This is a genomic window from Pseudoxanthomonas sp. LjRoot206 (genome assembly GCF_056175725.1).
Window position 1 is genome coordinate 501,422 of the sequence record NZ_JBGFFI010000004.1, and the last position, 24,219, is coordinate 525,640.

Sequence of the window (24,219 nt, forward strand, 5' to 3'; positions counted from 1 at the left end):
CGCCTACAGATCGAAGCCCAGCAGCAGCGGGTCGTGGTCGGAGCTGCGGTAGGGCACGGACGCGTCGCCATCGGCGTAGCCCTGCGCGTCCTGTTCGTCGGCATTGATATGCCACTCTGCCGCGCCTCGCAGCTGCGTCGCCAGCGACGGGCTGAGCAGGGCGTGGTCGAGGCGGCCGGTCAGGCCGTTGTAGACGTAGCTGTAGGGCTGCTCGACCTTGGCCTGCGTGAACGCGTCGATCCAGCCGGCGTCGTCGCGCAGCCAGCGCACCGGGTCTTCCATCGCGTAGGCGTTGAAGTCGCCCAGCATTACGATGCGATCGCTGCGCGTGCGGGTCGGGTCGGTCTTCAACCACGCGTCCAGGCGCTTCGAGGAATCGAGGCGCAACGCATTCCAGCAGCCGGCGCCATCCTTCTGGTCCGCATCCAGGCCGGTGGCTTCGGAGCAGCCCTTCGACTTCAGGTGGTTGGCGACCACGACGAAGGGTTTGCCGTTGCTGCGCACGAAGGCCTGTGCCAGCGGACTGCGGCTGCGTTCGCCGAACGGGCCTTCCTGCAGCGTGGCGGGCTTGCCGGTCGGCTTGACCTTGTCGCTGCGGTAGATCAGGCCGACGCGGATGGTGTCGGGGCCGGGGCCCTGCGTCGCGTCGACGAAACGCCAGGTGCCGCCGCTGGCATTCAGGGCGGCGACCAGCTGCGCCAGGCTGGAATCGGCGCCGTAGCCGTCGTTCTCCAGTTCCATCAGCGCGGCGATGTCGGGGTTCAGGCCGCGGATGGTGGCGGTGAGCTTGGCCATCTGCGCTTTCAATTGGTCGGGCGTCTTGGCGCCGCGCTCGGTGGGAAAGCCGCCGCCCTTGCCGTCGCCGTTGAACAGGTTTTCCAGGTTGAACGCCGCCACGCGCACGTTGCCCGCGACCTGCGGCGCGGCCGAGCGCTGCGGCGCGGCGATGGCCGGTGCGGCGGTGAGTTGCAGGCGCCAGCCGCCAGTGCGCTGGTCGACGATGCCCTGCACGCCGGTCAGCACGGTGCCGGTGCGCAACGGCTGGCCGTCCTTGATGTACCAGACGGTGGCGGGGTCGCGCTTCGTGCTGCCGTCGTCCAGCAGCAGGGTGCGGCGCGCATTGTCGGCGGCAAGGCGCTTGGCGTCCGCGCTGCCGGGCGCGGCGAGTTCGCTGGACTGCCACAGGCGGCCGTCGAAGCTGGCGATCAGTTCGCCGAAGCGTTCCAGCGTGTGGGTGCCGCTGAGCGTGAGCGGGGCATCGATGCGGACGTGCATGCCTTCCAGTGCTTCCCAGTCGGTGGGCTGCGCGGTCAGCACCGTCGGTGCGATGCTGCCCTTGCCGCGCGGCTGGATCACCGGCGCATGCAGTGCGGTCAACGTGTCATGGTTGCCGGCTTTACGTTCGCCGACGATGCCGCGCACGCGCAGGCGGTCACCGACCGCAATCGTCGGCGGCGGCGCGCCTTCTTCCAAGGCGACGAAGAGGGCGTCGGAGGTTTTGGCGTTGCCGTCGCCACTGTCCTGCACGAAGAAGCCGCCGAGGCCGTCTATGAAGGCGCCGGTGACGACGCCTTCGATGGTGACGGTATGACCATCGAGCGGACTGCGTGCGCCTTCGCCCTGCACCTGGCCGATCGGGATGACGCGTTCCTTCGGCGTGGCCGCGCAGGCGGGCAGGGTCAGCGAGGCGAGCAGGGCGAGGGTGAGCAGGGAGCGGGACGACGTCATCGTGGGCAACCGGGAAAGCGAGGCGGCAAGGGTAAACGGATTGGGTGACGGGAGGTTTTCCGCGCGAGGCGGGAGGGCCTGCTTCCCCCCCTCGCCCCGTGACAACGGGAGAGGGGCCCGGAGAGCCTGCCCCGAATCTGATACGGGGGCGGGTGAGGGGCGACGGCGCCGTGGCGTGTTCATTGCGGCGATGTTCCCGGCGTGGCGAACGCTCCTGGACCGAGGGATCGGGATTTCGTTCGCCCCCTCATCCGGCCTTCGGCCACCTTCTCCCCCGCGACGGGGGAGAAGGGGTATCTCCGTTGTGGGCCACGGGACCGCACAAACAAAAACGCCGCCCGGAGGCGGCGTTTTCTGGAAGGCGCTTGGCCTTACTTGCTGTTGGCCAGCATCCAGTCGACGGTGGCGTGGATCTGCTCTTCGGAGATCGCCGGGTTGCCGCCCTTCGGGGGCATGATGCCGCCGTCCGGACCGGTGAAACCTTCGATGGCATGCTTGTACAGGGTGTCCACGCCCTTGCTGGCGCGGGCGCCCATACCGGCGGCGGTCAGCATCGGGGCCTTGCCCACGCCGTTGGTGTGGCAGGCGCCGCAGAGGTTCTTGTAGATCTCGCCACCGTCCAGCGTGCCGCCGTAGGCGACCTGCGAAGCAGCCGCAGCCAGCGCGGCCTGGGCGGCGGCGGCCTGCGCCGCGGCACCGGTTTCGCCGGCGTAGACGGCACCGGCCGGGGCGATGCGGCCCTCGGTGATCTGCACGGCCTTCGGGTTCACTTCCGGCGGAATGCTGTCGTGCAGGAAGTACGCGCCGACGATCAGGCCCGCGGTGACCAGCATCAGGAAGCCGATCACCATCGAGAAATGCTTGAGGAATTCGAGGTCGTAGTTACGCACTTTCCACCTTTGGCAGCACGGCCGCAGGGCCGTGCATGGCTACGAGAACGGGGGCCGGCGGACGCCTGAACGCCGCGGACAAGACCGCATTATAAGCAGGGCGGCCGGTTTTGCCTCAACACCGCGACGGGGAAGCTCAGGCGGTCAGGTAGACCTGCAGCGGCGCACGCAGCGCCTGCAACACCTGGTGCATCGGGTACTGCGCGCCGGGCCCGTGGCCGGAAAGGGCCTGCTGGAGCACCTGCCGCTTCTCGCCGCCTTCGATATGCAGGTACAGATGGCCGGCATCGCGCAGCACGGGCAGGGTCAGGGTGATGCGCGGCTCACCCGCGCCCGGGGCGCGCATCGGCAACACCGTGGCCGCGGTGGCTGGATCCATCGCCTCCGCCAGGCGGTCGCCGCCCGGGAAGAACGAGGCCGTATGCCCGTCCCCGCCCATGCCCAGCACCGCGACATCGAGCGTGGCCGGGAGGCTGGCAGCGACGTCCGCGAGCGCGTCGTCCGGCGTGGCCACCGGGTGGTAGAGCGGCAGGAAGCGGGCGGTGGCCGCCGCGTTGCTCATCAGGTTCTCCCTGACCAGGCGCGCATTCGAGCGGTCGTGATCCTCCGGCACCCAGCGTTCGTCGACCAGGGTGACGGTGACGTTCGCCCAGTCCAGCGGTTGCCGCGACAGTGCCTGCAGGAAGCGACGCGGGGTGGTGCCGCCGGACAGCGCCAGGCTGGCCTGGCCGCGCTGGGCGAGGGCGGCGCGCAGGTCGTCGGCGACGGCCTGGGCCAACGCGGTGGCGACACTGTCGCCATCGGGGAACGGGTGCAGCTGGATCTGCAGCGAGAGATCGGTGGGGGGCATTGCGGGTCTCGGGAGTGGGGGCTTCCCGGGGGAAGGCAGGTCGGCCGGCGGCCGGAATCAGGCCCCGCGGGTGCGGGGCCGGCGGCGTCAGACGGTGTCTTCATGCCAGGTGCGGCCGTCGCGTTCGACCAGGGCCACGGCGGCGCTGGGGCCCCACGAACCGGCGGTGTACGGCTTGGGCGCATCGCGCTGGGTGTCCCAGGCGGCGAGGATCGGGTCGATCCAGGCCCACGCGGCTTCGACTTCATCGCGACGCATGAACAAGGTCTGGTTCCCGCGCACCACATCCATCAGCAGACGCTCGTAGGCTTCCGGCTGGTGCACGCCGAAGGCCTCGGCGAAGCTCATGTCCAGCGGCACGTGCTGCAGGCGCAGGCCGCCCGGACCGGGGTCCTTGATCATCAGCCACAGCTTCACGCCTTCGTCCGGCTGCAGGCGCAGCACCAGCTTGTTGCCCATCACCGGGCCGGCGCTGTCCTCGAAGATCGAGTGCGGGATCTGCTTGAAGGCGATGACGATCTCGGACACGCGCTCGGACAGGCGCTTGCCGGTACGCAGGTAGAACGGCACGCCGGCCCAGCGCCAGTTGTCGACTTCGGCCTTCAGCGCCACGAAGGTCTCGGTGCGCGAATCGGGCTTGCCCAGTTCGTCCAGATAGCCGGGCACGGCGGCGCCGCTGCTGGCGCCGGCGCGGTACTGGCCGCGCACGGACAGGTGGGCGACGTCCTCGCCGCGGATCGGCTTGAGCGAGCGCAGCACCTTGAGTTTCTCGTCGCGCACCGCATCGGCCTGCAGCGCCGCCGGCGGTTCCATCGCCACCATGCACAGCAGCTGCAGCAGGTGGTTCTGCACCATGTCGCGCAACGCGCCGGAGGTGTCGTAATAGCCGGCGCGCTTCTCCAGGCCGACGGTCTCGGCCACCGTGATCTGCACGTGGTCGATGCGGCTGGCGTTCCACAGCGGCTCGAACAGGATGTTGGCGAAGCGCAGCGCCAGCAGGTTCTGCACCGTCTCCTTGCCCAGGTAATGGTCGATGCGGAAGATCTGGTTCTCCGCGAAGGCGCTGCCGACGGCGTCGTTGATGACCGCGGCGCTGGCCGAGTCGTGGCCGATCGGCTTCTCGATCACCACGCGCGCGTTGCCGGTATTCAGGCCATGCGCGCGCAGGCGGTCGCAGATCGCGACGAACAGGGTGGGGCTGGTGGACAGGTAGAACACGCGGATGCGCTCGCCGGTGGTCTGCAGGCGGGCGGCGAACTCGTCCCAGCCCTCGTCCTTGGTGGCATCCAGCGCCAGATAGCCGAGCTTCTGCAGGAAGGCGGGCAGCTTGGCCTTCAAGGCTTCATCGCCGGCGGCGATGCGGGCCAGGGCTTCGCCGACCTTGGCCTGGTATTCGGCATCGCCCTGCTTGTCGCGGGCCACCCCGAGGATGCGGCTGTCCTCGGGAATCTGGCCGTCGGCGTAGCGCCGCAACAGGCCCGGCAGCAGCTTGCGCAGCGCCAGGTCGCCGGTGCCACCGAAAATGACGAGATCGAAGGTGTCGACGGGCAGGGTCTTCGCGGTCACGGGCGTCTCGGTGCAGCAGGAATGAGGGGCCAACAATACCACCGCGTTACCAGGCGATGCCAACAGGTCCGGTGTTCTAAAGGAATTGTTGCGGCATTGGTACCTCACTGGTATCTTGATTCGTATGCAAACGAACCTGCTCGAGGAATACCAGCGGCTGCAGACGGGCGAATCCACTCGCGCCGTGGCCTACCTGCGCCTGCGTCGCGCGCTGCAGAACCTGATGGATGCGGGCGTGCTGCGGCCCGGACAGGCGCTGCCGAGCGAGCGCGACCTGGCGCAGCTGCTGGATCTCTCGCGGGTGACCATCCGCAAGGCACTGGCCGGGCTGATCGAAAGTGGTCTGCTCGTGCAGCGGCAGGGCGCCGGCACCTTCGTGGCCGAGCGCATCCTCCGGCAGTTCTCGCGCCTGACCAGCTTCACCGATGATCTGCGCGAGCGCGGACTGAATCCGCAAGTGAAGTTCCTGGAGCGGTCGGTCGGTGAGGTGACGCCGGAGGAATCCATGGCGCTCAATCTGTCGCCGGGCAGCGGTGTGGTGCGCATGTACCGCCTGCGGCACGTGGACGGGTCGCCGATCGCCATCGAGCGCACCCTGGTGCCGTATTCCCTGTTGCCGGATCCGGACAGCGTGACGACGTCCCTGTATGAAGCGCTGGACGCCTATGGCCATCGGCCACGTCGAGCCCTGCAGCGCCTGCGTGCGGTGGCGCTTGATGAAGAGGCGGCGCGACATCTCGAGCTGCCTACCGGGGCCCCTGGCCTGCTGGTCGAGCGTCGGGCCTTCCTCGAGGACGGCCGCGTGGTCGAATCCACCCGCTCGTACTACCGCGGCGACGCCTACGACTTCGTCGCCGAGCTCCAGAGCGACTGAGCCGCCGGTCGGCAATCCCGACCTTCCTGATCCTTTGCGCTCCCTGCCTGTCCTGACCCGGACCGGCGGGGCGAGCCTTGTTGGGTACGGCCAAGCGGCCGCTGATCCGTCTGGACTGGCCTTTGGTCGGGACCGGCGGCTTTCCGACATCGGCTTAAGATGCTTCTGTGATGAAGTTCACGCACTTACCTATTGACGTCAATGAGTTGACGTTAAATTAAAGTAAATGTGTAATAGACGTCTCACTTACATGTGAAAGATGTCCGCTTTACGGAATGAAGCGCGATTTGTGACGTATGCCCGTTCAGGCAGCCATTGCGGCCTGCCGAACGGGTAATGCGACTTTCAAGACAGCCTTGGGGGAGGCAGTCCCGGCTGGCCTTTCTCCCGATCCAGCGTAAGGGACCACCGTGTACGTCTCGACTCAATTCCGTCGTTTGGCCAAGAAGACCGGCTCCATTTTTGTTTTTGGAGCCTTGTCTCTCTATGGCGCGTTCGCGGCACCGATATTCGCGCAGACCCAGGTCACCAACACCGCTAACGTGACGCTGCCTACGGGCGTAGTCGACACGAACACGGGCAACAACACGTCGAGCGTGACGGTTGATGTGGTGGCGCCGCGTTTGCAGCTGCTCAAGACGGCGAGTGGGTCGAGCTTCACGGTGGGTGTGGCGGCGAGCTACACGCTGCAGGTCTCCAATACCGGCACCAGCGCCACGACGGCGGTGTCGACGGTGAGCGATACGATCCCGACGGGTCTGACGATCGGCGCGCTGCCGTCGGGCTGCTCGGCGTCGGGCCAGACGGTGACCTGTACGGTGGCTGCGGGCCTGGCGGCCGGCGCGAGCACCAGCTTGGTGATCCCGGTGACGCCGCAGGCCAGCATCAACGGCACTTCGGTGACCAATACGGCCACGGTGTCAGGCGGTGGCGACAGCACCTGCCCGGTAGCGTCGCGTTGCACCAGCAGTGTGGGTCCGACGCCGATCACGGCGCCTCAGCTGACGCTGACCAAGACGGCAAGCACGGCCAGCTTCACGGTGGGTACGGCGGCCAGCTACACGCTGTCGGTGCAGAACACGGGCACGGCGGCCACCACGGCGGCGGCCACGATCACTGACACGATCCCGACCGGTCTGGCGATCGGCACGCTGCCGGCCGGCTGCTCGGCTTCGGGCCAGACGGTGACCTGCACCGTGGCCGCCGGTCTGGCGGTCAACGCCACGAGCAGCTTCGTGATCCCGGTGACGCCGACGGCGGCAGCGGCGGCGAGCGTGACCAACACGGCCACGATCAGTGGTGGGGGCGACAGCACCTGCCCAGCCAACGCGCGTTGCACCAGCACGGTGACCAATGCGGTCAACCGTCCGCAGCTGACGCTGCTCAAGACGGCGAGTGCGTCGAGCTTCACAGTGGGTGTGGCGGCGAGCTACACGCTGCAGGTCTCCAATACCGGCACCAGCGCCACGACGGCGGTGTCGACGGTGAGCGATACGATCCCGACGGGTCTGACAATCGGCGCGCTGCCGTCGGGCTGCTCGGCGTCGGGCCAGACGGTGACCTGTACGGTGGCTGCGGGCCTGGCGGCCGGCGCGAGCACCAGCTTGGTGATCCCGGTGACGCCGCAGGCCAGCATCAACGGCACTTCGGTGACCAATACGGCCACGGTGTCAGGCGGTGGCGACAGCACCTGCCCGGCAGCGTCGCGTTGCACCAGCAGTGTGGGTCCGACGCCGATCACGGCGCCGCAGCTGACGCTGACCAAGACGGCAAGCACGGCCAGCTTCACGGTGGGTACGGCGGCCAGCTACACGCTGTCGGTGCAGAACACGGGCACGGCCGCGACGACGGCTGCCGCCACGATCAGCGACACGATCCCGACCGGTCTGGCGATCGGCACGCTGCCGGCCGGCTGCTCGGCTTCGGGCCAGACGGTGACCTGCACGGTGGCCGCCGGTCTGGCTGTCAACGCCACGAGCAGCTTCGTGATCCCGGTGACGCCGCAGAACAGCTCGCACGGTACGACACTGATCAACACTGCCTCGGTCAGTGGCGGTGGTGATGTCGGTTGCCCCACAGCGGCTCGATGCATCAGCACGATTTCCACGCCCGTCCAGGCATTGACTGTCGCCATCGGTGATGCGGCGACAGTGAATGAGGGCGTCAATCTGGTCTATATCGTGACGCTGACTGGCGGCACGGCGACGCAGGACATCGCCATTCCGGTGTCCTATACCGGCACGGCCACCAGCGGCGTCGACTACACGGTGGTGGGCACCGTGACGATTCCGGCCGGTCAGGCGATTGGCACGTTGACGGTGCCGACGCTGGCCGACACGATCGTGGAAGGTGACGAAACGGTCGTGGCTAATCTTGGCGCGCCGTCGCTGGCAGGCGTAGCCGTAAGTGATGCGTCAGGTACCGGCACGATCACGGACGTGGCGCCGACGCTGACGGTGAACATCAGCGGCACGCCGACGATCAACGAAGGCGGCAACCTGGTGTTCCCGGTGACGATGACCGGTGGCACCTCGACGACGGACACCACGGTGACCGTGACCTACACGGGCACGGCGACCAACGGCGTTGACTACACCAATGTGGCGACGGTGGTGATCCCGGCCGGTGCGACGACGGCGGACCTGACGGTGCCGACGCTGACCGACACGATCGTGGAAGGCGACGAGACGGTGATCCCGGCGATCGCCGCGGGCACCGGTTACACGGTGGGCACCTCGACCGCGACGGGCACGATCACGGACGTGGTGGCAGCCCTCACAGTAGCAAAGTCGGTGACGTCGCCTGGTCCGTATTCGCTGGCCTCGACGATCAGCTACAGCGTGGCGGCGACCAACAGCGGCACGGTGACGCTGACCAATGTGGTGGTGAGCGACCCGCTGCTGGCGGCGCCGAACAGCATCACATGCGCGACGCTGGCCCCGGGTGCGGCTTGCACGCTGACGGGCAGCTATGCCGTGCAGCAGGCGGACGTGGACGCGGGCCAGGTGGTGAACACGGGCACGGCTGACTCGGACGAGACCGATCCGGTGACGGGCACGGTGACTACGCCGATCGCGCAGACACCATCGCAGACCCTGGTGAAGGCGCTGACCAACGACAGCACCGGCGGCGCGGTCGTGGTAGGTGATGTGCTGACCTACGTGGTCACGCTGACCAATACAGGCAACACGACGCTGACCGGGGTGATGGTGAACGATGCGCTGACCACGCCGTCGAGCATTACGTGCGCCAGTGTGACGCCGGGCGCGACGTGCCAGCTGGTGGGCAGCTACACGGTGACGCAGGCCGATGCCGACGCAGGGAACATCCGCAATACCGCGTTTGTGACCAGCTCGATCTGTTCGGTAGGCAGCACAGATCCCGCGTGCATAACGACGATCGATACGCCGGTCGCCAATTCGCAAGTGACTTACAGCAAGTCGGTCCTCCTGCCGGTCGGCCAGACTGAAGTGTCGGTGGGTGACACGCTGACCTACACGCTGCAGGTCCAGGTGGCGGACGCGGCCACCACGGCACCGGTGACGCTGACGGATACGCTGGGCACCGGCCTGACGCTGGCCAACGTGACGGCTGGCGCCTTCAGCTGCGGCAACGGCAATCCGCTGGTCTGCACGTTGCCGTCCGGCACGGTGCCGGGCACCTATGTTGTGACCTATACCGCCATCGTCAACGATCTGGCCTCGGGCTTCGTGCGCAATACCGTGGTCGCCACCGGCGACGACGCGCCCACCTGCCAGGGAACCTGCCAGACCGCCACGATCGTGACGGAGCCCCTGCCGGCCATCATCAGCTACGGCAAGACGGCCGTACTGCCGGCGGGCCGGATCCAGGCGGTGGCGGGCGACGTGATCACCTACACGCTGACCACCACGGTGGCGGCGGCGCCGACCTTCGGCGTGCTGACGCTGACCGACACGCTGGGCACGGGCCTGACGTTCGGCGCGGTCACCAGTGCAGGTGCCTACACGTGCACCGGCACCCAGCCGCTGGTCTGCACCCTGCCGAGCGGCACTGCGCCGGGCGTTTACGAGGTCAGCTACACCGCCACGGTCAACGCCCAGGCATCGGGGGTGGTCCGCAACAGCGTGGTCGGTACCAGCGACGATAATCCGGTCTGCGCGACGGACTGCGATGTCGAGACCCCGGTGGCGTCGCCGACGATCCTGGTGAACAAGAGTGCGAACCCGGCCAACGGCACTGCCGTGCAGCCGGGCCAGGCGATCACCTACGTCCTGTCGGTGCAGGTCGGCCAGGCGGCCACCCGTGCGGCAGTGACGCTGGTCGATACGCCCGGCCAGGGCCTGACGCTGGGCGCCATGCCGGCAGGTTGCGTGTACAACGGCACCACGATGACGTGCACCTTGCCGGCGGGTACGGCGGTGGGGACGCATACGTTCACGTACACCGCCACCGTCGCCGCCTCGGCGAACGGTCGGGTGTCGAACGTGGTCGTGGCCACCAGCGACGATACGACCGGTCAACCGCCGACCTGCCAGAGCTGCAGCACCGAGCACCAGGTCGATCTGCCGGAGATCCGCCTCAGCAAGTCGGCGGGTGCGCGCGAAGTGAAGGTGGGCGACCTGGTCCGTTACACGCTGACCGTGGAGAACGTGGGCAGCAGCGATCTGGTCAATGGCCGCATCACCGACACGCCGCCGGCGGGCTTCAGCTACGTCGAAGGTTCGCTGGTGGCCGGCGACGCCGACCAGATGGCGACGGTGTCGGGCAGCCAGCCGATCCGCATCGACGGTGTGGACGTGCGGGCGGGCGAGACCGCCACGCTGGTCTACGTGCTCCGCGTCGGCGCGGGTGTCCGTCCGGGCACGCACGTCAACCAGGCGCAGGCGCGCTCGGTCACCGATGAGCCGGTGTCGAACGTGGCCACGGCCGAGGTGACGCTGACGGCGGATGCGCTGATCGACGACAGCCTGCTGATGGGTACGGTCTTCAACGACCGCGATGGCGACGGTTGGCAGGACAGTGCCGCGCTGAGCGGGGTGAAGGTGCAGGGTGGCTTCGCGCCGGGCGCCTACATCGCCAACTCCACCACGGTGGATCGTGGCGCCGGCCCGCAGCCCGAGGCGGACGCCAGCTCACCGCTACTGCATGGCATCGCCGTGGGCAAGATCGCCGGTCGCCAGTCGGTGGCCGAACCGGTCGGCGCGCACGAGGTCGTGATCCGCCAGCGCCTGAGCGAGGTCAGCTTCACTGACGACTTCGTCCTGACCAACGACCAGGGCATCACCCTGCGCATGGATGCGGCGGGCAATACCCGCGTCGAGAAGTCCGGCGATGCGGCCAAGGGCCTGAATGCCGCCGCGCCGACGGTCGAGCGTCGTGTGTCGCAGGGCGAAGGCGGCTATCTGGTCGACTACGTCATCCGCAACGCCGGCATCGACGAGCGTGGTATCCCCGGCGTGCGCATCGCGTCCGTGGAAGGCCTGCTGATCGAAACCGACCAGTACGGCCGCTACCACCTGGCCGGCGTGTCGGGCGGTGCATGGGAGCGCGGTCGCAACTTCATCCTGAAGGTGGATCCGTCCACGTTGCCGACCGGCGCCGAGTTCACCACCGACAACCCGCTGCTGCGCCGGATCACCCCCGGTGTGCCGGTGCGCTTCGACTTCGGTGTGAAGCTGCCCGAGCAGGTCATCGAGGGCGGTGAATCGCAGGTCGAGCTGGAACTGGGCGACGTGTTCTTCGCCCCGGGCAGCGCCGAGGTGCGTGAGCAGTACCTGCCGGTCATCGACGCGATGGCCGCGCAGGTGCGCAAGCACCAGGGCGGCGAAGTCGTGATCAATGCCAACGGCGACAGCGAAGGGCTGGCCTTCCAGCGCGCCGAGGCCGTCAAGGCGGCGCTGCTCGCGCAGCTGGACGGTCCGGCGGCGAAGTCGCTGGTGGTCAGTGCCCGCGGCAGCGTCGACGACCCGGGTTCGCTGGTTGTCGGTGTGGACGAAGGTGGTGCGCTGCTGGGCACCGTCCTGTTCGATACCGACACGTCGGCGATCCGGCCCGAGTTCGAAGCCCTGCTGGACAGGATCGCGGCGTCGCTGGAGAAGCGCGGTGGCGGCAGTATCGCCATCGTCGGCCATACCGACTTGCGCGGCTCCCATGCCCACAACACGGCCCTCGGCATGCGTCGCGCCAAGGCCGTCTACGAAGCCATTGCCAAACGTCTGAGCCCGGAGGTGCGCGCCAAGGTTCGCGTGGAAGCCAGCAACGATCCGACAGCCCCTGTCGGCGTGCGGAAGTGAGGGGGCGGATCATGAAGAAGCGTATGAAGATGAAGCTGCTGGACTACACGCTGATCGGCCTGCTCGCCGGCGCCGCGCCGCTCGCGGCCGCGCAGACGACGGCCTCCTCCCCCGCTCGGGGTGGTGGCGAGGCGACCAAGCCGGTGGAATGCACGGGCGACGGCTGCAGCAGCGATGAGGGCCTGCTGTTCCGCCTGCGGACGCGCAGCTCCGACAAGCCGGTCACGCACGGTACCGATGCGCGTTCCTCCGCCGATGCCCTGCAGCCCGACCGCCGCGTCAGCGTGGCGACCGAACCGCCGGGCAAGGCGACGGCGATGGGCAAATTCTCCATCGACCTGCCCGGTGGCGGCGTCATCTGGGCGACGGAAGATCCCACACTGGGCCAGCCCGAATTGTCGGTGTCCGCGCCGACCATGGTGGCCTTCGACGGGCAGCGCGTCATCAAGCCCGTGCAGTTCTACGTGCGCGGCAACTACCCCGCCTTCATCAAGCGCCTGGAAATTGCGCTCTACCGCAGCAGCGATGCCGATCTGATCGAACCGATCGCCACCGTGCCGCTCGACGTGGCGGCGGTCAGCCATGCGGAATGGCAGGGCACGCTGCCGTCGAAGTACCCGTTCCGCAAGGGCGACGAACTGGTCTACGTATTGCGCGCATATGGCGAGGGCGACAGCTTCGACGAAACCTATCCGCGGACGCTGCAGCTGGTCTCGCCGGAAGAGGCCGAGCGTGGTACCGACCTGCTCCGCACCAGCATGGAGCGCTCGCTGGGCACCGCGCTCGACAGCGACCAGGCCCAGGCGCAGAGCCTGCTGGATACCGCGTTCGCCGACAACGGCCTGCGCCAGCAGAACATCGCGCTGTACGGTTCGCGCATCCGCATCCAGGGCCGCAACGTCCCCGAGCGTGGCCAGCTGACCATCAATGGCGAAAGCTATCCGGTCGATCTGGAACGCAAGTTCGTGGCCGAGTACCTGGTGCCCGTCGGACGTCATCGGTTCGACATTGGCGTGGCCAGCGGCACGGACACCACATCGGTGAAACCGACGTACACGCTGGACGTCGATGTCACCGGCCGCTACTTCTTCGGCGTCGGCCTGGCTGACGTCACCATCTCGCAGAACAAGGTGAGCGGCTCCGGCGCCGCGTTCGCCAACGACACGCGCTACCAGGACGACGTCATCAGCGACGGCCGCCTGGCGTTCTACGGCAAGGCCAAGTACGCGGGCAAGTACCTGGTCACCGCGCAGGCCGATACCACCCAGCGCGACCTCGAGCGCCTGTTCGACGGCTTCACCGAAGCCGATCCGCAGGACGTGTTCCGCCGCCTCGACCCGGACCTGTACTACCCGGTCTACGGCGACGACTCCACGACGTACCGCGACGTGGACACGATGGGCCGCTTCTACCTGCGCGTGGACTGGGACAAGAATCAGGCGCTGTGGGGCAACTACAGCACCGGCATCACCGGCACCGAGTACGCGCAGTACCAGCGCTCGCTGTACGGCGCGGCGCTGAACTGGCGTTCCAACGCGACCAACCGCTGGGGCGATCCCGGCAGCGAGCTGCGCGTGTTCGGCTCGCAGGCGGAAACCGCACCGGGCCACAACGAATTCATCGGCACCGGCGGCAGCCTGTACTACCTGCGCCACACCGACCTGTTGCCGGGTTCTGACGTGGTGACGCTGGAAATCCGCGACCTGACCACGGGACGCACCGAGAAGCGCGTCGTCCTGCAGCGCGGTACCGACTACGAGATCGACGAGCTGCAGGGCCGCGTGCTGCTGACCCGGCCGCTGGCGCAGATCACCCGCGAGAACATCCCGACGCTGACGCGCGACCTGCCGCTGGACGGCTTCGAACAGCGCCTGATTGTGGACTACGAATGGGTGCCGTCCGGCTTCGATGCCGACGACGTCACCGCCGGCTTCCGTGGCAAGCACTGGTTCGGCAACCATGTCGGCGTCGGTGCGACCTACGTGCAGGAGAACCGCGCCGGCGAGGACTACACGCTCGCCGCCGGCGACCTGACGCTGCAAGCCGGCAAGGGGACTTACGTCAAGGCCGAGTACGCGCAGACCGAATCGTTCGGCGCGCCGGTGTTCTTCTCCGACAACGGCGGCCTGAGCTTCATCCAGCAGAACGACACCGCCCTGTTTCGCGAAGGCGACGCCAAGTCGCTGGAGGCGCGCGCCAACTTCAAGGAACTGGGCTGGACGGAGCAGGACTGGAGCGTGGGCGCCTGGTGGCGCAACACCAGCGCCGGCTATTCCATCTCGCGCTACGACACCGGTCGCCCGGTGACCGAGTACGGCGCCGAACTGTTGGGTCAGTTCACGCCCAACCTCGGCCTGTACACGCGCTACACCCGTGCCGAAAGTGGCGCGGAATCGCTGACGCAGGCGCAGGCCACGCTGGAGTGGCGCGTCAACGACGCCAGCACGTTCAGCGCCGAAGTGCGCCGCGTGGACCAGGAAGGCACGTCGGCCGATGCGGCCGGCACGCTGGGTGCGCTGAAGTATCTGCACCGTTTCGGCAGCACGCTGGAGCTGTACGGCATCGGCCAGGTCACGCTGGACGACGACGGCGGCCAGTACGCCGACAACAACGCGCTGACGCTGGGCGGCAAGTACCTGTACGGCAACCAGTCGTCGGTAGGTGCGGAAGTCACCACGGGCGACCGCGGCGAGGCGGCCACCGTCAACGCCGAGCATCGCCTGACTGCCGAGCATTCCGTCTACGGTGCCTATACCTATTCCACGGATACCACCGACTACGACTCGCTGTTCAACCGCGGCTCGCAGAACGGCTGGACGCTTGGCCAGCGCTGGCGCCTGTCCAATCAGGTGAACCTGTACAACGAAAGCCAGTTCCTGAAGGAACGCAACGAATCCGGCCTGGCGCATACCTTCGGCATGGACTTCTATCCGGCCCAGGGGTGGAACCTCGGCTTCACGCTGTCCGATGGCGAGCTGACCAACTCGGCCGGTGGCGATATCGATCGGCGCGCGATTAGCGTGTCCGGCGGCCGCACGTCGCCGGATACCGACTGGCAGAGCAAGCTGGAATGGCGCGAAGACAACGGCGCGGAACAGCGTGAGCAGTGGGTCAGCACCAACCGCCTGACGCACAAGGTCAACGAGAGCTGGCGCATCGCGGCGCGGTTGAACTATGCCGATACGGACGACGAACGGGATCCGCTGGCGAGCGCGCGCTTCATCGAAGGCAACGTGGGCTTCGCCTACCGCCCCTGGAACAACCAGCGCTGGGGCCTGTTCGGCCGCTACACCTACCTGTACGACTTGGCCACGCTGGGCCAGGTGGGTGGTGCGGACTACGACCAGAAGTCGCAGGTCCTGTCGTTCGAAGGCGTCTACAAGCTGGACCAGCACTGGGAGTTCGCCGGCAAGCTGGCGCGTCGTGAAGGCGAAGTACGCATGGGGCGTGGCACGGGCGTGTGGCTGGACTCTGCCACCACCTTCGCGGCGGCGCAGGTGCGCTACGACCTGCGCACGCAGTGGCATGCACTGGCGGAGTACCGCTGGCTGGACGTGGACGATGGCGGCTCGAAGCAGGGCTTCCTGCTGGGCGTCGATCGCGACCTCAGCAAGAACTTCCGCATCGGCGTGGGCTACAACTTCACCGAGTTCAGCGACGACCTGACCGACTTCGACTACGACCACAAGGGCTGGTTCCTGAACCTGGTCGGCACCTACTGATCCGGCGGTGGGCGAGGAATCGCCCGCCGTCCCTCCGCAAGCGGACTACTGCGGCGAGACTTCCGCCCCTGCGGAACCCGGTGCGGTGTCGGGCCGGTAGTCGCGCACGAGTGCGTCGCGGATCATGGTGGTGGTCGGATGGTCTGCGCCCAGATGGCGGCGGGCTTCCACCAGCGCGTCCTGCAACAGGGTTTCGGCCTGACGCCGCTCAGTGAGCGTTGCGGATCCTGCGGATTGCCGTAATGCCCGTGCCAGCCAGTACTTCGCGGCAGGCGCAGGCCAGTGCCGTTGTCCGTTGGCGTGAACGACTTCCTGCAACAGTCCCCTCGCTTCTCGCAGTAGCGCCTGTTGGTCCGGGGCGGGAGCCGTCGTGGCGACGGCGATCAGGGCGCGCGCCTGCGCTTCTTTCGCGTTCAACGTGGTCGGATGGCGCGGCCCCAACGTGGCTTCGAGCAGTTGGGCGGCCTGTCGCGCCAACGCCAGTTGGCCGCGTGCATCCTTCGTCTTCGCGCGCGCCTCCAGCATCAGCTGGCGTGCGTACTCGGGATGCCGGGTTCCATAGGCGGATACGATGGCATCGCGCGAGGTCTGCAGCGCGGCCGGCGTCAGGATCGTGCCATCGGACGCCTGTTCGGCGACCTCCAGCTGCAGTCGCAGGCTACGTGCGGTATCCGGATGGTCGGCTCCCAGGCGCTGGCGACGCGAGGCGAGCAGTGCGGTGGCCAATCGCGTCGCGTCCGCGGGCCGTTGCTGCATGAGCAGCAACGCGAGCTGTGCCTCGTCGATGTTGTCTTTCAGCGATGCCGCACTGTCGCGGGCCGCCGTGGTGGCTTGTTGCAGGTCACGCCCGGCGTCCGCCAGTTCCATCAGTTGCAGGTGCCATTGCCCCCGCAGCAGAAGCAGTTCGGCACGCGCGTCGCGAGTGGCGCCCGACGCATCGTTGGACGCGCTCTCCTGCGCGAAGGCCAGCGTATCGAACGCAGCGTCGTAGTCCGACAGTCCCCAATGTGCGCGCGCGAGCTCGACCAGCAGCGCGAGCGTGGCGGGGTCGCCGGCGGATCGCGCCGGCGAGGAGCGCTGCAGTGCGTGCGTGGCGACATCCCGTGCCTCGGCATGGCGCGCCTCCAGGTTGAGCAGCATCGCCAGCATGGCCTGGGTGTCGGTCGGATCCGCCTGGTCTCCTGCCATCAGCCGGTTCGCTTCGTTGGCGAGGGCGAGCGCATGCGTGTATTCGCCCAGCGCCGCATAGCTGCGTGCCAACGACGCCATGGCCCTGGCCTTGATGGCGGGACGGGAACGCAGCGGCAACGCACGCAACCGCTGTTCGGTCCGATCGAGCATGTCGCGTGACGATGGACGCGCATCGGCCAGTCCAGACAGCGTCACCGAGCCCAGTGTCTGTTCGAACACGGCGGATACCGCCTGCATGTCCTGCAGCGCCTCGCGGTCCTGGACGTGCAGCCAGCCCAGTACCCCGGCGCTGGTGGCGCAGACCGCGATCACCGCGCCGGCCAGGGTGCTGGCGAGGGCGTTTCGCTGCAGGAAGCGGCGGATCGCGTAGGCACGTCCGCCGCGGCGGGCCCGGACGGGGCGTCGTGCCAGCCAGCGCTCCAGGTCGTCGATCAATGCGTCGACGCTGGCATAGCGGTCCGCAGGCGCCGGTGCGACGGCAGTCAGTGCGATCGCATCCAGGTCGCCGCGGACCGCGTCATGAAGGCGTCGCGCGCTCCGGTACCTGCGTTTCCAGGCGGTGTCGGCCGATGCCGCGTTCGCAAGTGCCGACGGCGCCTGCGCAGCTACGGCGACGGGCAGGCCGATCAGGCCGGCATGCAGGGGCAACAACGGACGCGGCCAATCGTCGACCAGCAGGCGGTACAGCATCACGCCAACCGAATAGATATCGCTGGCGACCGACGCGGTGGTGCCGGCGAGCACGTCCGGCGCGGTGTAGCCATTGGTGACGGCGAGACGCGGCAGGGCGGAGGCGTCCAGGCCGCCGACCATCGCCGACAGGCCGAAATCCACCAGGTGCACGCGGCCATCGGCGGACACCAGCAGGTTGCCGGGCTTGATGTCCTGGTGCAGCACGCCGTGGCCGTGTGCGTAACGCAGTGCCTGGCAGACCTGCAGCAGCAGGCGGATGCGGTCGGGCAACGACAGGCGCTGCCGGTCGGCCCACAGATCCATGGCCGTGCCGTCCACGAGGCGCATCGCGAACCAGGGCCTGCCGTCCGCTTCGATGCCGCCGTCCAGCAGCGGTGCGATGTGCGGATGATCCAGCTGCGCAAGATGATGGCGCTCGCGCATGAAGGCGTCGATCAGTGCCGGCGACGCCATCTCGGCGCGCATGCATTTCAGTGCGACCTGTTTTTCGTACTGCCCATCGACACGGCTGGCTTCGTATACCGTCCCCATGCCGCCCGACTCGAGGACGCGATCGATGCGCCACGGCCCGAGCCGGTTGCCGATGCGCGCTGCGGCCGTCGCGTCTCCGTCGCCGTCCTGCGTCTCGCGCAAGGCGTCGAAGGCGATGTCCTCCAGCCGATGCGCTTCGGCGTCCGCCGCCAGCAACCTGGTCAATGCCTCGTGGAGCGCGGGGTCGCGCGCCTTCAGTCGCGCCAGGGCGGCGATACGCTGCGGCCGCGCCAATTCGACGTACGCGTCGAACAACTGCAGTGCGCGGGCTTCCAGGTCGGACATCGAGCAACGTCGTTAAGGGCAGGACGTCGCCGATGTCGGGGGCGAAGCGGCCACGGGCCCAGTGGCGCGAGGGTATCGCGCTTCGCGCCGATGCGCGCGTGCGTAAGGAAGATGGCGCGCCCGGAGGGATTCGAACCCCCGACCAATGGCTTCGGAAGCCAGACACTTACATAGACATTGAGCTACTTCATTAAATTTCACTCGACGTAATGTGGCGTTATTTTTTCTAAGTTATTGAAATAACGTGTAATGTCTATGATTGCATTGCATCCCTCAAGGGCGCATGACGCAATCTATTCTCTGACGGAATTTGTCACAGATTATTGATTTAGTTATGAGTACTGGCTTATCTTGCGGCACAGTCAGCCACTGGGTTCGCTCGTATGAGAATCAGGTTCGACCGACCCCACCATGTACCCCGTTCGGCATCGGCAGAGGGCAAGTCCCGTCTTGCGTCTGACTGTTCAAGATCGCCCGACACGATACGACTTGGGAACGACCCCGTCGCTCCACAGGCCTGGGTTCATTGATGTCTGTTTTCCTCGACCTGTTCGTTGAACGACCAGAGGACGAGGTCGCGAAGAACTGGGTGGCCAAGGCGTTGCTGCTGGCTTTTCCCGAACCGGCGTCGGAAGGTGAGCTCACGCATGCCCGGGCGGCGCTGGCGCCACTCCGAGAGGAACTTGGTAATCGGACCCAGAAGGTTCAAGGAACGACCCTGCCGATTCGTGGGCGGATGGAAAGCGAGCCCCTGCTCGCCTTGTCAGTGGCGGCCGCGAGGAGCGGCTTTGTGCGGAACAAGGACGTGGAAGGGCGGAAACAGCAGTTCCGCGCTTTGATTGAAGTGGTCGCGGCCAATCCACGATTCGTGAAATCGCCTGCTGTCTGTGACTTCGCCCGCGCTCTTCGCCAGGAAATCGAGGAATTGGAACGGAACCCGAGCGCCCGGGGGCCCATCCCATTGTTCGGTAGCATATGGGACTTGATTCCTTGGGTTGGCGCCCAAGAGAGCCGTTACGAGGGCTATGTCCTCGTACGCTGGAAACGCGAAATTGCGCCGGCGCTGCGGATTGCCCTGCTGAATCCCGCACCTCCTCCGGGTGCCGCGTGGGAGGACGAAAGTGCCGATGAGTTGACGGCGGACATTCCGCAGCCTCATGACGAGGAGAGCGTGGAGCCTGCGTTGCGCCCCGAAAGCCGCTGGCTGTTGTCGGCGCCTTTGGGTGCAGTCGAGACCAAACGCAGTCCTGAACTCCACGATCGCGTTGCGGTCGCCTCGCTGTCAACTTATACGCCACTATCAAAGTTTACAGAGCCATCGACGACATGGCTGTCCGACGACGAGATGACAGTCGAGATGACTCGGCTGTTGAAGGACGCTGATGCCGCTCGGGCCGCCAATGACCCACTCTTGGAATCCAGATTGCTGCTTCGTGCGCTTGCCGGTGCCACATCCACCGCAGCTTCGCGGATCCGTCTCCTACTGTGGGAAGGGCCGCTGACGCCTGACGCCGAGCGGACCTATCCGGGCGGATTGGTCATGGACGGGATGTGGTTGAACCGTCCTGAATTGAACCCGTCCAGACGGGATGCGCCGGCTCTGGGAGTAGTTCCGATTCCGATTCCGCGGGCGCTCGCCGAGCGACTGGCAACGCTCTGCGTTTCGCACAAACCGGGCGAACCGGTTTTTCCTGCACTGAAAGACGACTCGATACGGGTTGGCGATCTGGACTCGGATAACAGGCCGACCCTTACCGCATTGCAGCGCGCTCTGGGCAGCCGCCTCATGCGGCAGGAACCTTATGGACCTAGCGTGGCGCAGTACGTTGCCGGCGATGACTGGGGTATCGACACAGCGCCCCTGCACTACGACCGCATCTGCGCTGCGGACATAGCCGCAAAGATCTCAGCGATCACCTTCCCTTGGTTTGGTGAAAAGCCGGGTACCTATGGCTCACAGCCGACAAACTTGATCGGCTCCAGACGCATTCCTGAGCCGAATCCGATAAAGGAGTTCCTAGCCTCGATCCGTGACGCACACAGTGCCGTAAGGGGAGATCTCGCTGCTGAACTCCGGCAGCGGATGCGGAACACGGTGCATGGACTCGCTGTGTTGGCGGGCCATCGGCCCAACGATCAGCTCGCAAGACTGCGCATCTGGAGCTTCGGCCTTGAGGACGCGGTTGCAATCCTCTCCGACAAGGTGGCGGGCGCGGACTGGCAACACCGGCCAGTCGCGCTAGCCACTCGTTGGCAGGAAGAATTCCGCGCGCTTCTGGCAGATTTGCATCGCGCAAAGTCGCTGTTCGCAGGTCAAGCGCTCGGCGAAGCCGCTGCCAAGGCACTCGATGGTTCCGGACCGGTGTTCCTTGATATCCGTAGTATCGATGATGTCGGTCCATTCGAACTGGAGGCCTACCAGGAGGGGCTCCCGGCGCAGTTGGTCGCGAGCAACAATTTTGCACGCCATTACCTCAACGACCGGCTGGCGGGATTGTTGCCAGAATGCCTGAGGGTGGCACAGATGGGATGGCACGGAACCCGCGGGGGCGCTTGGGAAGACGGCTCGCCTTGGTCGGTGCTGTCGGCCGCGGGAGTCATCGCCAACGCGCTGCATAAGGTGCTGAAGGAGGTGGGCTGGCGGCCGCTGGGGGCGACGGCCGCGTCGATGCCGATGCCTCGTTCTTGGTTATTGGACTGGGTTGCAGCGGAAAAGGAGCATGCCAAGCGCTTTCGCGATGCGATCTCACGCGCAAAACAGGCCATGGCTGCACGGCACGACGAAATTGCCATCAGGCTCCTGCCGAAGCTCGCGATCTACCTGGCGGAACGACATCCAGACCTGAGACTTTGTGAGGCGGGTCAGCTGCAGTGGTCGAACTCATCCAGCACTGAGCCAGTCGCGCTCTCGCATGCCGATCACAACGCCATATTGCGCTTTCTGGCGGGAGGGAACCCACGAAGTCAGGAGGCACACGTTGCGCGTAACGTCCTGAATGACCTGATACGTAGCGCGCGTGAACGCAAGCTTGTTGCTGGTCCGATACCGCGGCGCCTGCACGCGCATTGGCCATCGCGTCCCGGCGTATTTCTGCCTAAGGCCCCGCTGGCGCTTGAACAGGCTCGTGCGCTTGATTTGGCGATGGTACGCAAGGGGGTACCCGAAATTGTACAGACGTCGGTGGCGTTACTCCTGCATGGCGGCTATGCGGACGTGGACACTGTGCTGGCGGTGATGAGGCCGAATGCGAGGATCTCAAGCCTCGTGAACGAACCCGGGGTGTTGTTGGTCGAGCCGCCATCAGTCGATGGAGAGAAGGAGGGTCTTCGCGTGACTGCCGACTGGGGGCGTGGTTGTCTCGCGCTTCATGGACTGGCGGCGATGCATGCGTGGAGCTGGCACCAGCGCAGGCAGGAATCGGCACCTACGGAAGAGGAAATCGATCGATTGCTGCTCAACCTTGACCCGGAGTTGTGGCCTCTAGCTGTTCGCGAAAACCAAGGGCGTGGCGCGCTGCAGGAAGTCGCTGCATTGGCACGCGTCTGCAACTCCCTGCGCATGGATGGCTGGGCCCGGCCCATCGGTACGGGCGTTGTCACGCTGACAGCCACAGCTATCGATCGTGTTGTCGCTGCGAGGGATGGGCATCTACTTGGATATCGTGCGCGCGCGGAGGACCGGGTCAGCCTGCAAGCCGATCCGGTGAGGGCAGATTCGCGTGCCCATCGCACACACTCACTCTTGAATCAGATCTATGGCGCGATCTCCAAAGCCGTGTCCAGCGTCGATGCCGACAGCCGGGGCGAAGAGCAGCTCCGCGACGGCCTGATCATGAAAATCCGGGAGTGGCTGGACACTGGAAATCCGCCTCGCGCCGAGGATCTGGTGGGTCGATTCGCATTGGTACTGCTTGAACGCGGTGGGCGCCGTAGGAAACGCCTCGAACTGCGCACGATCCGGGACTACGTCTACGCCGTGGGCCGTCCACTGGAGCGATTCATGCCGGATGAACCGCTGTCTGCAGACTCAGACGATTGGGAAGCCGCCTATCTCAGCATCGTCGCAGATGACGAGCCGCAGGCAAGGCCTGAACGAGTGCAGGCGCTCGTGAACTTTCACTGGAACCTGTCCCAGGAGTGCGACATTCCGGACGTCAGCTTTGGCGAGATCCATGCCCTGGCCGGAGTTTCAGCCAATCGGGCCGACGCAGGATTTCTTACGGACGCCGAGCTCGCGGCGTTGTTTTGCGGCCTTGCCCTGGATATCGGCTTGGCTGAGGCCGTCTCCGCGCCGCCAGAGGATGCGCATCTGGCCAAGGCCCGGGAACTCGGGGCGCAAATGATCCTGTCGGGCGCGATGCGCCCGGGCGAAGTGGCGCGCCTGCGCTTCGCCGATTTCAGTTCCGAAGGGATACATGATCGCTCGCATGTACGGAAGACATCGATACAGCGGCTCAAGAGCGTCAATTCCCGTCGGCGCCCCAGACTCCTTGAAATTGCGGCCGGCGGTACGGAATCGTTGCTGACGTCCTGGCGGTACGGGGCGCGTGCGAGACTGCGGAATGGCTATATCAAGTCGATGCCACTTTTTCACCATTTTCAAAGCCCGGAGGTACGTATCGACGATAACGCGATGTTTGCCCGCATAGGCGCACTTGCCCGTTGGTCCACGGCGGACATCAACGCTCGCACCTACTGGTTGCGCAAGACCGGCATACGCAAGCGGCTTGAGGCGCACATGCGGGCACCCCAGAAATCGCTATGGCCGACGCGAGATCTCATCGCTGAAGTTGCGCATGGCTCGCTGCTGGTGACCTTGCGCTCGTACACCCACGACCCCGTGACACCGTTCCTGCGCTGGTTCAAGGAGGGCTGGATGACCATCACTGCGGAACGACTCGCCCTTGCATCGGGCCTTTCACTGTCGAGGGTGTCGCGCAGGCAGGGCGACCGCGGGCTGACTACGCGGCAGGGGGACGTGCGAGCAAGGATGGTGGTGTTGATGGCGGGCGTACCTGCCATACAACCAAGCGGAGATTGCACCGCAATAGACCTACCTATCGCGCTTGGAACCGGAAAGGGTGCGCGATGGTCCTTGATCGACATGAGCGGCATTCTGATGCGCGTCGCTGACGGGGACGAACTCGCGAAGGCCGTTGGGGCGTTCCATTGGCCTCCGCACTTCGTTGGTCGGCTGGAGGGCGCGTTGAAACATCTGATGACCGACTACGGTATAGCGTTGGCACCCGTCGATGAGGCCGTACCGGGGTTGGTATCGATTCCCGTACCCAGATGGTTGAGCGATCACGGTGGTATTGCAGATCTGATGGAACTGGAAGGTTCTTCAAATGTCTTGGTGGAGATGGCCGACTGCTGGCTGGGCAGCGTGCAGCAGGGCATGGTGGAAGGCATTCCGGCGACCATAAGCAAATGGAAGGAATGGACGACAGCCGTTCCTGCCTTGAGCCAACTGCCCTGGGACGAACGCCCTCACGGGCGCACTCTGCTTCTGAGGTCTCCGGCAGCAGCGCAGCAGGGCCGGCTCACCCGGTGGCCCATGCTTCGCTGGATTGTTCTCGCCGCCTGGGTCCATCGCGCAGTGCAGGGGTGAAGC

The 24,219-nt window shown here is 66.4% G+C and carries 9 protein-coding genes; 4 read left to right on the forward strand and 5 right to left on the reverse strand.

Annotation, left to right across the window (positions count from 1 at the left end; genetic code table 11):
- Positions 1-3: 3 nt before the first annotated feature.
- The 4 genes from AC04MD_RS15340 to zwf all read right to left on the reverse strand — a co-directional run bounded on the left by AC04MD_RS15340 (position 4) and on the right by zwf (position 5,034).
- Positions 4-1,728 carry an ExeM/NucH family extracellular endonuclease gene (locus AC04MD_RS15340; RefSeq protein ID WP_475498138.1) on the reverse strand — a complete coding sequence of 575 codons (1,725 nt, stop codon included), beginning with the start codon at positions 1,726-1,728 and terminating at the stop codon, positions 4-6.
- Between the two features lie 371 nt (positions 1,729-2,099).
- Positions 2,100-2,618, reverse strand: coding sequence for a c-type cytochrome (locus AC04MD_RS15345; protein ID WP_475498139.1), 519 nt, complete (start codon positions 2,616-2,618; stop codon positions 2,100-2,102).
- A 136-nt stretch (positions 2,619-2,754) separates the two neighbouring features.
- Positions 2,755-3,468 (reverse strand): 6-phosphogluconolactonase, encoded by a 714-nt coding sequence (pgl, locus tag AC04MD_RS15350; RefSeq protein ID WP_475498140.1) that lies wholly within the window; start codon positions 3,466-3,468, stop codon positions 2,755-2,757.
- A gap of 87 nt (positions 3,469-3,555) precedes the next feature.
- Positions 3,556-5,034, reverse strand: coding sequence for a glucose-6-phosphate dehydrogenase (gene zwf, locus AC04MD_RS15355; protein WP_475498141.1), 1,479 nt, complete (start codon positions 5,032-5,034; stop codon positions 3,556-3,558).
- Between the two features lie 124 nt (positions 5,035-5,158).
- Here zwf and AC04MD_RS15360 point away from each other — a divergent pair, with 124 nt between their 5' ends.
- From AC04MD_RS15360 to AC04MD_RS15370, 3 genes are all read left to right on the forward strand, one after another.
- A complete protein-coding gene (locus AC04MD_RS15360) occupies positions 5,159-5,908 on the forward strand; it encodes a GntR family transcriptional regulator (protein WP_475498142.1) in 750 nt (249 codons plus the stop codon).
- Between the two features lie 476 nt (positions 5,909-6,384).
- Positions 6,385-12,183, forward strand: coding sequence for a DUF7507 domain-containing protein (locus AC04MD_RS15365; protein ID WP_475498143.1), 5,799 nt, complete (start codon positions 6,385-6,387; stop codon positions 12,181-12,183).
- Between the two features lie 11 nt (positions 12,184-12,194).
- On the forward strand, positions 12,195-15,905 hold the full coding sequence (locus tag AC04MD_RS15370) for a hypothetical protein (protein WP_475498144.1): 3,711 nt from the start codon (positions 12,195-12,197) through the stop codon (positions 15,903-15,905).
- 45 nt (positions 15,906-15,950) lie between these two features.
- On the opposite strand, the gene AC04MD_RS15375 is transcribed toward AC04MD_RS15370, so the two are convergent.
- Complete coding sequence (locus tag AC04MD_RS15375) at positions 15,951-18,605, reverse strand: serine/threonine-protein kinase (protein WP_475498145.1); 2,655 nt, start codon at positions 18,603-18,605, stop codon at positions 15,951-15,953.
- A gap of 529 nt (positions 18,606-19,134) precedes the next feature.
- Here AC04MD_RS15375 and AC04MD_RS15380 point away from each other — a divergent pair.
- A complete protein-coding gene (locus AC04MD_RS15380) occupies positions 19,135-24,216 on the forward strand; it encodes a hypothetical protein (protein WP_475498146.1) in 5,082 nt (1,693 codons plus the stop codon).
- Positions 24,217-24,219: the final 3 nt, after the last annotated feature.

What these genes read in the sequence shown, in the direction of transcription:
- pgl (WP_475498140.1), bottom strand. Translation starts at nt 3,468, where the DNA reads ATGCCCCCCACCGATCTCTCGCTGCAGATCCAGCTGCACCCGTTCCCC.
- AC04MD_RS15375 (WP_475498145.1), bottom strand. Translation starts at nt 18,605, where the DNA reads ATGTCCGACCTGGAAGCCCGCGCACTGCAGTTGTTCGACGCGTACGTC.
- AC04MD_RS15370 (WP_475498144.1), top strand. Translation starts at nt 12,195, where the DNA reads ATGAAGAAGCGTATGAAGATGAAGCTGCTGGACTACACGCTGATCGGC.
- AC04MD_RS15380 (WP_475498146.1), top strand. Translation starts at nt 19,135, where the DNA reads ATGTCTGTTTTCCTCGACCTGTTCGTTGAACGACCAGAGGACGAGGTC.
- AC04MD_RS15340 (WP_475498138.1), bottom strand. Translation starts at nt 1,728, where the DNA reads ATGACGTCGTCCCGCTCCCTGCTCACCCTCGCCCTGCTCGCCTCGCTG.
- AC04MD_RS15360 (WP_475498142.1), top strand. Translation starts at nt 5,159, where the DNA reads ATGCAAACGAACCTGCTCGAGGAATACCAGCGGCTGCAGACGGGCGAA.